General features: G+C 51.0%; 9 protein-coding genes. 2 read left to right on the forward strand and 7 right to left on the reverse strand.

The features are described 5' to 3' along the window. The first annotated feature begins 20 nt into the window (after positions 1 to 20). Complete coding sequence (locus RIC19_RS17935; RefSeq protein WP_350179728.1) at positions 21 to 2,057, forward strand: glycosyltransferase; 2,037 nt, start codon at positions 21 to 23, stop codon at positions 2,055 to 2,057. A 12-nt stretch (positions 2,058 to 2,069) separates the two neighbouring features. Further along, entirely contained in the window at positions 2,070 to 5,222 is a 3,153-nt protein-coding gene (locus RIC19_RS17940) for a glycosyltransferase family protein (protein ID WP_350179729.1), read from the forward strand. 30 nt (positions 5,223 to 5,252) lie between these two features. Here RIC19_RS17940 and RIC19_RS17945 read toward each other — a convergent pair whose 3' ends face one another. The 7 genes from RIC19_RS17945 to RIC19_RS17975 all read right to left on the reverse strand — a co-directional run bounded on the left by RIC19_RS17945 (position 5,253) and on the right by RIC19_RS17975 (position 13,416). Further along, positions 5,253 to 7,778 carry a hypothetical protein gene (locus tag RIC19_RS17945; protein WP_350179730.1) on the reverse strand — a complete coding sequence of 842 codons (2,526 nt, stop codon included), beginning with the start codon at positions 7,776 to 7,778 and terminating at the stop codon, positions 5,253 to 5,255. Positions 7,779 to 8,036: 258 nt separating this feature from the next. Continuing rightward, positions 8,037 to 8,405, reverse strand: coding sequence for a hypothetical protein (locus RIC19_RS17950; RefSeq protein ID WP_350179731.1), 369 nt, complete (start codon positions 8,403 to 8,405; stop codon positions 8,037 to 8,039). Between the two features lie 40 nt (positions 8,406 to 8,445). After that, a complete protein-coding gene (locus RIC19_RS17955; protein WP_350179732.1) occupies positions 8,446 to 9,147 on the reverse strand; it encodes a class I SAM-dependent methyltransferase in 702 nt (233 codons plus the stop codon). Positions 9,148 to 9,183: 36 nt separating this feature from the next. Then, entirely contained in the window at positions 9,184 to 10,521 is a 1,338-nt protein-coding gene (locus tag RIC19_RS17960) for an NAD(P)/FAD-dependent oxidoreductase (protein WP_350179733.1), read from the reverse strand. A gap of 12 nt (positions 10,522 to 10,533) precedes the next feature. After that, positions 10,534 to 11,667 (reverse strand): acyl-CoA dehydrogenase family protein, encoded by a 1,134-nt coding sequence (locus RIC19_RS17965; protein WP_350179734.1) that lies wholly within the window; start codon positions 11,665 to 11,667, stop codon positions 10,534 to 10,536. Then, entirely contained in the window at positions 11,667 to 13,169 is a 1,503-nt protein-coding gene (locus RIC19_RS17970) for an amino acid adenylation domain-containing protein (protein WP_350179735.1), read from the reverse strand. Before RIC19_RS17970 ends, RIC19_RS17965 begins: the two co-directional genes overlap by 1 nt. Further along, a complete protein-coding gene (locus RIC19_RS17975) occupies positions 13,153 to 13,416 on the reverse strand; it encodes an acyl carrier protein (protein WP_350179736.1) in 264 nt (87 codons plus the stop codon). The genes RIC19_RS17970 and RIC19_RS17975 overlap by 17 nt, the downstream gene beginning before the upstream one ends. Between the last annotated feature and the right edge of the window lie 62 nt (positions 13,417 to 13,478).

Consider the following 13,478-nt stretch of genomic DNA (forward strand, 5'->3'; position numbering starts at 1 on the left):
CAGAAATAGATTTGGTAAATATGATATGGTTGGCTTCCTTTCCTCGCTCAGGTAATACCTTTTTTAGAAATATCCTCTTTGAGGTTTACGGGCTGGAGTCCAGTACTTTTCATCGGGAGGACAACTACCCGATGGATGAAAACTACGCCGACTATCCGTTCGTGAAGACGCACCTGCTGCCCGAGCAACTCCCGGCGGAACACCGGTCTGCTGCGAAGGTCTACATCGTACGCGATGGCAGGGATGCCCTGGTTTCCCTGGCGCATCACCGCAAAGATATTATTGAACCAGGCACGGACTTCTACACTAACCTTCTCGAAGCCACGCTTGCCCTTGGTGGCAGCTACTTCGGCGGGTGGTCGGAGAACGTCAGGCAGTGGTCAGCCGAAGCCGATGTGGTTATCCGCTACGAAGACCTGATTGAGGACCCGTTGCGGGAAGTAGAGAAGCTCCGCAAAGTGATGGACCTTCCGGAGCCCGACCGGGAACGTTTGCCGACTTTCGAAAAGCTCAAATTTGGGCAGCCACAGTATGGCAGCGGGGCTACCTTTCTGGACCGGGAAGAGGAGGTTGCGGCACTGGCTAAAAAGAATTTCCGCAAAGGCAAGGCGGGGTCCTGGAAAGAAGAAATGCCGACAGAGCTTTTGCCTTTGTTTTATGAACTGCATGGGGATACCCTGGAGCAGTTCGGCTACAGGCGGGAGGATAATGCAGGGGCTTCCCTGCGCACAGTCCGTGTACTGATGGAAGCCAATAAACTATCTGATGCCACTATGGATGGCGTTCGCCGGTATCAGGTGGAATTATTGCAGGCGCTGAGGGCTTTACAACTACAATTGCCGGCTATGCTTACTATTGATTGCATGGTTGGTGATGTGATTAAGCCCTTGGAGGCCATCATTGATATGGTCAATAAAGAAGCAGAAACCGGTAAAGAAAATGAAGTTACGGATGAGGGGCTGCTTCAGGATGAAGCCCCCTCCGGTTACGAGCATACTCTGCTGCAATTCAAAGCCTGGCTCGCCAATAACCTGCCGCTTGCCATTTATGAGCCCTTAAGGCGGTTGTATACCAAATCGCCGGCGCGGTCTTTTCTGAACTGGCTGAACCTGAATGTAAGGCGCATAAAATCCCGTGCCGAACTGCAGCGTATCATGGAGTCGTACGACCTGGTCCACATCCCTCTGCCTCAAAATTACTTTTTTGTCAAGCCTTACAAGCTGCCCGTAGTGGGTACCGTGCACGACCTGACTCACCTGGTCTTCCCGGAGTTTCACGAAAAGCACAATATTAAGCTTTCGGAAGCCGGGATGCGTTTTTTGCAAAAAGTAAACGCACAACTTATCGCGGTTTCCAATGCCACAAAGCAAGATATTCATGCTCACTACCATATACCGGAAGAGCAGGTACAGGTAGTTTATGAAGCGGCTAATGGTGATTTATTCCACCCGATGAAGGAGCCGGAGCGCCTGCAACGTGCCCGGGAACAATATCATATTCCGGAAGGGCCTTATCTGGTGAGCCTTTCTACGATTGAACCCCGTAAGAACCTGGCGAATACCCTGGCGGCATTTCTGCAGCTCAAAGCCTCGGGTGCTTACGAGAACCTTAACTTTGTCGTATGCGGGAAACGCGGCTGGAAAGTGAATATGCTTTATGATGCAGATCATCCGCACGCCTCGGCCATCCACTTCACTGGTTACGTGGCGGATGAAGATCTGGCTGCGATTTATTCCGGTGCAAGGGCACTTTGCTATGTTGCACATTATGAAGGCTTTGGGTTACCTCCTTTAGAAGCGATGCTTTGCGGTACTCCGGTGCTCTTCGGCAACAACAGCTCCATGCCTGAGGTGGTACAGCAGGGAGGTATTGGCGCGGACTCAGGCAGCGTGGAAGCTATCCGGTCAGGTATGGAACAGCTGCTGGCATCTGATGAAGAAGCATTGCGGAAAGCTGCTCTGCGCCGTGCACGTGGCTTTTCATGGCTGCGTACTGCCTATGAAACCTTCCTGGTCTATCAGCGTGCCAGCAAACAATCTGAACGAAAGCCCATATAACTTTAGACAAATATGAAAACTCCAGTATCAGAAAACATCAATCGCATCCTGATTGCAGCATTCAGCCTCACTTGGGTAGGCATCATCCTGATTTCCTATTTGGGCTTCCACCCGTACTACTTCACGAGCCTTATTGAGATGCCTAATGCCAGTTTGGTATTCAGTAATTTGCTGATTGCTGGGGGGGCGTGGGCGTGGTGGGTGCATAGCGGTAAGCCCGGGCGTACCCGAAAGGTGAATGGATTTCAGGTTTACGGGCTGTTTCTACTGCTGCAGATCAGCTCGCTATTGGTGTTTAATGCTAATTTTGGATTGCTGGATGCACCGGGCATACTATCCTTTCTGGGCATGAATATACTGCTGCACGCAGCTTTATTCCTGCTTTTTACACTAGCCTATGTGGCGGGGCAGCCCCTGTTAAGCCCCTTTTTAGCCCACCTGTCTGCAGGGACGGTTACCGTCCTTAGCGTGGCAGTTGGTATTAGCCTGATCAGCCTGGTCCTTTTCCTGATTGGAGCATTCCACATTTATACGACGCTAGTGGCTGGCATTCTGACCTTGGGGATATTGGGGCTGCGCTACCGGCAGGTGCTCCGCTTCTGGCAGGTTACCTTGCTCAAGCGTAGTGCCTATAAATACGAGAACCGATGGCTGCAAATCCCTCTTTTCCTCCTGTTGACTACTTTGGCAGTTAATGGGATGATTGCTGTTAAGCCTTTTCCCACCGGCTTTGACGGTGCCGCCCTGTACATGAATACCACGAAGTTGATTGTAGAGTATCAGGGGCTGGTACAGGGTGGGCAGGCTTACAACTGGCAGTTGATACTGAGCCTGGGCGAGGTACTGTTCGGCAAAACTGTTTTTTCCATTGGTATTGCGCATTTTGCCTTTATTCTGGTCTTACTGGCGGCCTTCCGGCTTGCTCGTGTACTGCTGGGCCGGAGCTGGTCGTGGGCAGCGGTATGGCTGCTGTCGATCAACCCAAGTTTTAGCTTTCACTTTATTCATGACGAAAAGGTAGACTTAGGTTTCACCTTTATTACCATTGCTGCGCTACTCTTGATGATCGAGTTTTGGGCAGTCAGCCGCAAGGAAGCCGCCTCTGTTGGCACAACGCCCAAACTGCCTTTTAAACTCACCCTGGAACAAGGCATGCTCCTTTTGGCAGGTTGGCTGTTGGGCTATGCTTTTGGTATAAAATACACAGGCTTGCTCGGTATTACCACAGCGCTGGCCATGATCGGTTACCGTAATGGAAGCTACTGGCTGGGGGCAGCTGTGGTCGCCTTCTTTGCAGGAAGCTTATTTTTCTTTGGCGCCGACCGTTTCGGATATTTCCCGTATGGGGATACGCCGCCTTATGTGCCTGGCCTTATTTCCGTACTTGCTGGTGCGGTTTGCTTTGGGCTGAGCTTCAGGCAATATCAAAACCTGAAAGCTTTCGTGCAGTCGGCTTTGCTGGTGGGGGGAATGTCAATACTTTGTTTCTCTCCCTGGGCTGTACATAACCTCGCTTCGAACGGGCAGCTTAGTATCTCAGGCTTACTGGAGGCGCCATATCCTACTCCTCAAATCAAAGCGGCAGCCCCCACCCAAAGTATGGCGTTTGCCGAGCGCGTTGCTACACTCTTCGATCAGAAGCTGTCTGGAGCAAATGTAGAGCTTAGTGCTGACCAAAAGCAGAAGCTTATTACGGTTATCGGCGCTACCGGAGCTCAAGCTCTTAAAGACCTCGACCGGCAGGCACTGGCAGAAATAATCCGGGGGGAGATTCTAACCCCGGCACAGGTAGAAGTATTTCAGAAATTCCGTACAGAAGGTGCCCTGAACAGCCTGTCAGAAACCAAAGAAAAAACGGATATCCGGAAGAAGAACCTCTTCTCAGCCGGAGACTTGGCCCGGAGAGAGGAAATACAGCGCTACCTGGGCTATGAATCCGGGTTCCCACTGTATGCCTCACTGCCTTATGACCTGACGATGAACACCAATATTCTCAAGTCACAATACATTGATATCGGATTGCTGTTCCTGGCGCTGTTCCCGCTTTTGCTTTTTCAGGCCAAGATGAAAGCCGTTTGGCGTAATGCCGGCATTGCGGTGCTCTCATTGCTGCTTTTGCTGCTGGGTGCGTGGTCCGTTGAGCATCAGGAAGGCTTCGCCCGGATACAGGAGCAACTCAGTACGAATAGCATTGATGCGTATTCCGGGTTTGCCAGCGGTCCCTGGTCCTGGCTCAACGCTGCCCTGTTGGCTGTGTCCCGCCCATTCGAAGGCCTGTTTCAAGCCTTGGCTAATTTGAATTTTGCCGGGGTGCTGGTGGGAATAATAGCATTGGGTATTGTTGCAGGCTGGGCGCTGCGCAGTCGGTGGAAGGCACAGGACAAGAAGCTGAAGTATTTACTGGTATTGGTTCTGTCCTTTGGTGGGTTGTGGCTCCTTGTGGGCAATGGTATACCGTGGTATGGTTTCCCAATGCTGGTGGCGCTGATGATCTACCTGCTGTACAGCATACAGCAGATCGGTGCGAACACCCGTTCCGTTACGGCCTGGGCTGCTTGGCTGAGTTTGGGCAGTTACGTAATCTGCGGCTATTCGCTGGTTTTTATTTCTGCTTTGCAGCCTCCAAAAAATGCCGGCCTCATTTATCAGGAGCCGGTGCTGCGGTCCTTTGCAGAAGGGCTGGACCAGAACGAAACGCTTTCTTCCTTCAAGCCCTACCTGGGGGAAGCAATTGAGTATATCAATCAGAATAAATCGGACAAAGTCTACAGAGTAGGTACCTTCTTCAATTACCACATCGATTTTAATGACCGCCGGGTACTGGAAGACAATCAGCTGGGGAAATACGATGACCTCATGCGCAATCAGGAGGATGAGGACGCATTTATAGATTTGCTCAAGGCCAGCGGTTTCCGGTACATTCTTTTTGATATGAATACGGCCACGCTTGACCGGACGCCCGAGAAGACACTGACAGCAAAGACCCGGCGTTTTACCCAAATGTTGTTCACCTCGCCAAAGGCCCGGCTGATTTTTACGGATAATGTCGTGAAAGGGGATCAGGGTGAAACGGTCCCTTTGGGGAAACTTCGCATTCCGGGCCGGGCTGGCATCCGGGGCGAAACCGTTTACCGCGGGAGTTATTTGTTATTTGAGATCAATTGATGCTCAGCAACGGGCTTTCCGGGGTAATCCCTACTGTACCGGGGCACCGATGATTTTGGCCAGCGACTCTGCCAAGCCTTCCCCATAACGGCGGTGGGCTTCCGCACTCAGGTGGCTGTCCCAGGGTGCGAGCATCAGGTCTTCTTCTTTCAGGTCTGCGATATATGGATAAAGATTTGTAACTCTGAACCCCTGGCTTTTGGCAATTTCAGTTAGGGCGCTGAACTCTTCCTCCGGCCGGGCTTCACTATCAGGAACGAATACGTAAGCCCAGACAGGGGTTATTTCATTAGCCTGGCAATAACGGCTAATCGCTTGCAGCCCCCACTCATAGATTTCAGGCAGGAAAGGATCAATACGGCGCTCGAATTCTCCTCGTGTCGCTGTCTTTTCAGCATCCGCTTTATGAATAATCGCGTCTAATTCCGGGTAGTTTTTTTGATGTCCTTCCTCAACGACTTTGTAGAGGCTTCTTTTTAGTCTTCTCAGTTCATCGGTATGCGCAGTGAAAACCAGCGCATCAATATCGAACTGTTTGGCAAATAATTCCGTGACTTTAACCTGTTCCGGCAGGTGGTAGCCTGTCACAGCAAAGTTGAGCACTTCAAAAGTGCGGTTTGAGCCTGATGTTTTTCGGTTGAGGATTGCCTCAGCCACCTGCGCCATGTTTTGTTCGAGCGGAACGCCTCCGCCCAGTTCTATGGAGCCGCCGAGCAGCCCAACCCGGAATGTGCCGGGCGCTTTTTCGGGTGTGATTTCAGGGGCATGCATGCCAAAGGCATTGGTGGTGAAGGGGGCTTCCTTAAAAAGGAGGTCAAGATTTGGCCGAAGCTCTTTCAGTCGGATATCATCAACCTGAACCATGCCTTTTAGTGCCCGGAGTGGTTTCCAGCTATCTGGCATTTGCGCTTTCAGCGATTCGATCTGGTTCGCCATTGGGTTGTTGTTGGGGAGTAACGTCTCGTAATAGCCTTTAAATAAGTTTTCCTGGTCGGCAGCATTTAGTTTAGTCTTGATAATCGGCGTGGTATCCGTGGCCAGTAGTTCGTCCACTTTTGGATGAATGCCTGGCATCGCCAGAACGGCCAATACGGCAACCACCGAAGTGCTGGCAAATAGGGTGCGCGCAGGAGAAAAGAACGAAAATCGATTGTGCCGATGCCGGGAAAATTCGAGGTACTGAATACCTGTGCCAAGTGTGATCAATACCATCAACCCAAGTATAAGGTTGACCAACTGCACGAGCGAAATCGTTTTGACAATTAACATCATTTGCCACCATTCCCGGATGTCATTGGTTGTCCAGAAAGACCATAAAACAGCCATAAATAAAAAGATGCCAAGGACATTGAGCGAAGTACGAATCGCATGGGCTGGATAAAACTGGTCTTTGTCCAGACGCTTTTTCCTGGTACGGGCCTGCACAATAGAGTTCAACGCCACTGCAATCCCAAATACCCCCCAAAAGACGGCGTCCTGAATGGTCAGAGGGAATTGCCCCCGGATCCAAAACCATTGATAGCCGTGCAAAAACCAGTTGATCACGAAGATGATGAGGACCGTGATGAACATGGCCCGGATTGGGCCAAGGTGCTTTATTTTGAAATAGACAGGATAATAGAAGACTTTCATAATGAAATCCCGCCAGTAAATATTGATCCGGCGCCACAGGTCACTAAAGCTTTGCGCAAAAAAGTAATGGTTGAAAGTAGGCGGCAAGTCAAAACCGAAAAGGCATATTACGCCAGCTGAAAAGTGGAAGATGCCGGCCAGGCGGACAATCAGGGCATAGCTGGCTGCCAGGAATTGCAGCAGATCGTAGATGTTCAAAATCTCCGAGGGCGCAGGGATCAGGTAGTAGTAAATGATCCGGTAGAGCAACAAGTGAATGACTCCGTTAATCATCCAGATGATGCCTTTTCGGTAGGTTTCAAACGCAGGTTTAGCATAATGGCGGGACGTGAAAGTTTTATAATCCACTACCGGGAAAATGAAAAAGATCAAATTCGGCAATAGGAAAAAATAGTTGAGGTCCATCCACACGCTTTGCGGCTTTTGCTGGAAGCGCTGCTCGTACAGGTACAAAATCATTCGGAACATAAAAATAGACCCCACCACCGGTATGACTGGCCCTGAAAAAGCAGGCATGTAGCCCGTCGCCAGGAGTGCAGCAAGAACGATGGCCGCCACCACCGCAATTCGCGTACGCTGCCGGACAGATAAAGGGAGCTTGACAATACTCCAGAGCCCAAGCCCTATAATCAGGAGTGCACTGCCGTCTTTCCATCCAAAAAGCTGAAAAACAGCCGCCACCGTCAAGAAGAAAAAAAATCTAAGCCGGTATGCTAAAGGCAGAAGCGCATGAATTGCAAAACCGACAGCAACAAAGGGGATCAGCCCGAACAGCCCGATAGCCGTTTCTATATTCAGGTAGTAAACGAATGCCCCAATGATAGATAAGCACAGTAAGACAATGGAGTAGTCCTCAATGCCTATGGATTCCGGGCGAGCGATTGGATTTACCTTCGTATCGTCAATAAGGGTGCTCTTCAGCATAAGGGATGATCGTGAATGGGTAGCGGGAATATCCCGTAATGAAGTGTGTGGCAGTGCGTTGTCAAGTACGGAATAAAAAGGGGAGCTAAGCCAGTAAGCACTGTAAGACTTCGGAGAAGTCACACCATTTTACCTTGGCAACACCACAGGAGACCGACTTCGGAGAAGTCGGATATTTGCAGGCAAGGAGGGTTTTCAAGGAACCTAAAAAAGGAAGAAGCGTGCACCGCACCCTTCTTCCTCTGCACGGTGTGATGATTACTTCGACATCAATGGTTTTTGATCTTCCGTAAGTATATCAGATTTGATCTTCTCGACAAGCTCAGTGCGCTTTTGTTTGAAGTTGTCTTTGGTCAGCCCTGCATCAGCAATGGCCGCCTTTAATGAGGTGATTTGAGCTTCAGTAAGTTCAATCCCCCGCTTTTTCAGGTTCTTTTGAAACTTGTCAAAAGCTAACTCATCGATAGATTTTTGCATAGCTGCACCTTTTTCCTTGACGGCTTCAGTCATTTTAGTAGCAGCATCAGAAGCGGCGCTCTCCGTACCGCTTGCGGCAGTATCTCCTGAGCAGGATAGTATAAAAAAGCCCAGTGCAAATGTACAGGCGAGAATTAAGCACTTTTTCATTGTAGCAGAATTTAGCAGTGGTTTAAAAAACCAAAATAAATCAATTCTTAACAATCAACCCGAAAACTGCCGGTATTTTTACGGGCGTACCGTCTTTTAGCAGCAGATTGGTGTTGAGAAAGCCAGTCCCCCGTTGCAGTAACTGGTATCCATTTTGCTGAAAAAGGGCTTCCAGTTCCGCTTCATCCACACCGTGTGGAGGCAGATTGCTGATAAAGGTCTCCTGCACCGCAGCCGGTAGTTCGTGAAAGGCAGGGGAGGCTGACTTGAAATAATCTTTGATGCCCTTGCCTACTTCTATGAGGTAGAGTGCACCTTTTTCCCCGATGAGTTGGAGCAAATGCTTTGCCACACGCTGCCGGTCTGCGGTTCTAATCTGATGAAGTACACCGCGCATATAGACGTTTAGGTCACCGTGGGTTTCATGCAGGTCTTGCACCAATTCGGGGTTGGCCAAATCGCCTGCCCGGAAGGTGACATTCGGTGGATTTGCGAATTGGTTGGCAATTTCTATGGCCCTGGGCGCGGCATCTATCCCGATAACGGTAGAGTAGAGCCCCGCGAGATACCTCGATTGCTCCCCCGTACCACAGCCAATGTCCAATACGGTATCCACCACAGTGAACACAGGCCCAAACCGTTGATGGTCAATTAACACGGACTGCTCCGGCGGAACATCCCAAAGGGCTTTGCCAGCCGCATAGGTCTTTTGATAGAAGGCGTCCCAGAATTTTCCGTACATTATAAATGGGTCTTTACTGTACCTTTAAACATGTTCTTAGGCCGGCATCAGGCAAACCTCGTGCATCTTGGCTTCTTCAGCATGGCCAGTCAGGCTCTTAAACTTCTCAATCATATCGGCACTCTTCAGAGTAGCGATCGCTTTGAGGTAGCGCTCGTGGTTGGTGAAAAAGTCGCCCGCAAGAATGAGGTGAAGGATAGAGTAAGCCGTTTCAAATTTCCTGAAACTGAAGTTGGTATCTACCGTAATATCAGAAAAGGCGATGGAATTGGGCTCGTAGAACGTACAAATCAGTTCTTCCACGACCTGATATCCGCCGGAAATATCCTGGTAAGCTGCTTCCAGACGGTCTTTGCCCCGTCCTTGCAGCAAGTCGTCAATCCCTTTTGCAGCAAGTTTGGCCCCCATCATGCCCAGGTAAATCCCACTGGAGAAAATAGGGTCAAGAAATCCGCCCGCATCGCCCACTATGGCGTATTGATCATCAAACTTCTTTTCGCTGTAGTAGGAAAAGTCGCCGTTGCTGGCTACCTCATCAATCATTTCAGCTCCTTGCAGGACATTCATCACGGCAGCAGAAGACTGAATTTCCTGAAGGTAGAGTGCCTTTTCCCAACCCTTACGGCCGTGCTCAGCCATCAGGCGCTTGCGTTCCTGTTTGGCGTAGCTCATATTCAACGCTACCCCTATGCTAAGGCTGTCCTTGATCGGGATCATCCATATCCAGCCGAGTTTTTCTCCCCCCAGGTGTACGATTTTGATATTCCCGTTGGCCAGGCTGTCGTCCAGCTTCACATTTACCCAGTGGGCAGAAAGAGCCTGACGGACGTTGAGCCGTTTGAAGGGCTTTTGCATACCCATTTTGCGGGCAATGAAAGCATTTTGCCCACTCGCGTCCACCAAAAAACGGGCGGTGAAGGTTTGGGGCTCGCCATGGTCAACTTCAGCGATGACTTTGACACCCTGATCTTCAAAGTGCATATCGGTGACAGCAGCACCCTCGATAACGGTAGCTCCGTTTTGCTCGCTATTGCGCAGCAGGAGGTCATCAAACTGCGCCCGGCGGGCGTGGAAAGAAAGGGCCTGTGGCCCGTCGATCACCCGGTTGAAACACCAGTGGGATTCCTGGCTGGCGTCTGCATTGGAAAAGGTCACACCGGGCTTACGGGTAAACCGGGCTTTCATATCTTCCAGTACGCCGAGCTCTTCAAAAAGGTCGTAGGTGAATGGCAGCATGGATTCGCCGACATGCTCCCGGGGGAAGTGCGCTTTTTCCAATACGAGCACATCGTACCCCATCTTGCTTAGGTGCGTTGCAGTGGAAGAGCCACTGGGTCCGCCTCCAATAATGATGATATCCGCTGAAGTCTTCATGAGTGTATGATTTTATAGCCCAATGGCTTGAGCAATGATTTGTTTTTGAATTTCGGAAGTTCCGGAGTAAAGGGTGCTGCTAACGGCATCTGCCTGAGATCGGCTAAAATCCTGATCAAGATATTGCTTTTCCCCTAGTAGTCTGCACAGACCTATTGTCATTTTTTTGTACAATTCGCTGATTAACAGTTTTGAGGAAGATCCACCTCTGGGGTTCGCTTTCTTTTGGTTGAGCTGCCAGGCCTGGGCATACCCCATAAACCGGACGGCATCCAGTTGTGCCTGCCAGTAAGCGAGCTCCTGTCGTGCAGCGTCGCCAAAGGTGTCTTTTCCGTATTGCTTCATGAGTTGGATCGCCTTGTCGAGCAAACGCTGCATATTGCCAACGTGCGTTGCCCCCAGGCAGGCCCGTTCCCACTCCATCGACCGGTTGAATATCAGCGCACCGCGCCCGGTTTTTCCGATTACAAATTTGTTTTGGATAGTCACCTGGTCAAAAAATACATCGCCTAAGGGACAAGTATGGAGCCCCGCCTTTTCAATAGCCGGACCGGTAGTGAATGGGTGGATTGCCCGATCTGCCAGGAAAGCCGTAATGCCGCCCATGTGTGCCCGCTCGGGATCGTTGGCAGCATAAACAACCAGTACATCGGCTACCGGTGCGTTGCTCGAGAAGCACTTATTCCCTTGGAGCACAAAGCTTCCGTCAGGAGCAGGCTCGGCCAGCGTTTGCATTTGGAAGGCATTCGAGCCGGAGGCGGGCTCGGTCATGGCATTAGCGGCGATGAGGCGGCCATCTGATAACAGGGGCAGGTATTCTGCTTTAATGGACTCCTGCCCGAACAGCCCTATCGGAACGGCACAAGCCAGTAAGTGCGCACTTATGGCAAAATTAAAACCGTTGTCTTCGCAATGATAGCCAAGGGTTTCCAAAACCAGGAAGACCTGCAGCGCGTCAAGCCCCCGACCGCCATATATCTCCGGGATTGCGAGCCCCTGCAGGCGGAGCATTCCTGCTTTTTGCCACGCTTCTGCCGGAAATTGAGTGCCCCCTGCTGTAATAAGAGGGCATAGCTCCTGCTGCACAAACTCGGCAGTGGAGCGTTTAAGGGCAAGCTGCTGTTCAGATGGGGCAAAAGCGTACATTATGATTGGTGCTTTAAAGCTTGATAGTCCGTTTTCTGACTGGAAGTCTGGGGGATTTGCGGCAGTAGAATAAATTGGTCTGGCAACATATAGGCAGGTAGCCGCTCCGCCAAAAAATCGATCAGTTGGGCATGGGATAGTTTGCCGCCCGGTGCGACGTAGAAAACGACAACAGACTTCACGGTTTGTTCTTCCTCCCGGGCCAGGCAGGCGGCTTGCTCAATGGCCGGGTGTTGGTGCATAGCGGCTTCAATTTCTCCCAGCTCTATGCGATAACCCCGGCGCTTCACCATCCGGCCACGGCGCCCCCGGTACAGTAAGTTCCCGTTTTCGTCTACCTCTACTAAATCACCGGTCCTGTACCAGACCTGTTCATTATGCCTGATAAAGGCAGCCTCCGTTTGATCTGGTTTTCCCAAATAGCCGGACATGAGGGACGCGCCTGCTACCAAGAGTTCACCGTTACCGGAAGCCGGTGCTTCTACTTCTCCGTTGCCTTTTAAAATGGCACATTGATCGTAGGGGCAGGCTTTGCCAATGGGATAGGGGGTTAAACGGTTGTCCTCCACTTGCTGCGGAAGGGCGTACCATGTGCACACGTTGGTCTCCGTAGGCCCGTACAGGTTGTAGAAGCGGGCGGTAGCCCATACCCGTTGCAACAGCTGAAGTGCGGGAATGGGAAATACTTCTCCGGCGAAAAGAACTTGCCGTAGCGCCCGGTGATCGTACCGGTCTGCTTTGCCAAACCGCGGCATCAGCTGGAGGAGGGTAGGGGTTGCATAAAGGGTCGTTACGCCGTACCGCTCCATATAGCTGCTGAGCAGCAGCGGGTTCTTGGATTCCTGAGGGGTCAGGATAACCAATGCCGCACCTGCACTCAGCCCCGCGAAAACATCAAACACTGAAAGGTCGAAGTGCAAAGGGGCTATAGAGGTAAGGGTGTCATTTGCGGTTAATGAAAAAGTATGGCCCGCCCAGTCCACAAAAGCCCGGGCGGCAGTATGGGTTATCATGACGCCTTTGGGCGTACCTGTAGACCCGGAGGTGTAGAGGACGTAGGCAAGATCGTGCGGTAACTCTGCCAGGGGGGCGCCGGAACTGACCGGGTAAACAGTTATTTCTCCGGCAATATCAACCTGAGCAGGCGCATCCTGCATCCACGGGAAATTACGCTCGGCTGTTGCCAGAACGGCTCTTGCCCGACTCTGTTCAAGAATATATTGGTTGCGTTGGTCAGGGGCGTCCACATCCAATGGGAGATAAGCTAAATCTGCCATCAGGGTACCCAACACCGCAACGATTGCTGTGGAAGATTTGGCTAAGTAGAGTGCAATGAGACTGCCTGCCGGGAGCTCCAGGCTTTTTAGGGCCTGGCTTAGGGTTTCGGCTTCAGTACAAAGCTGATGGTAAGTGAGCGAAACCTGCTCAGCCGGGCAATGCAGCGCCACGGATTGGGGGCGTAGTGCCGACTGTTCCAGAATGGCATCATGCAGCTTTTGCACGGGCTAACTTCTCATTTACAAAAGCTTCTATGATATTTATGGAATCCAGGTTCTCGGCAGAGACCTCGTGGGGTTCGAAATTGATAGCGAAGTTCTTTTCCAGATACTCCACCAGCATGAGTGAAGAAATAGAGTCCATGATCCGGTCGCTGACCAATAGCGTGTCGTCTTGGAGCTCGTCCGGCTGAAGGGGTAAACTGAGGTCATTGAGCAGGTACTCCCGCAGTTGGGTTTTAAAGTTTTCCATGGTGTCTTATAATTTGTTACTAGTTCGGCTAGCCTGAATTTAGTTTGAACTATTTCAGGCTC

It is taken from the genome of Phaeodactylibacter sp. (assembly GCF_040219495.1).
Taxonomy (GTDB): domain Bacteria; phylum Bacteroidota; class Bacteroidia; order Chitinophagales; family Saprospiraceae; genus Phaeodactylibacter.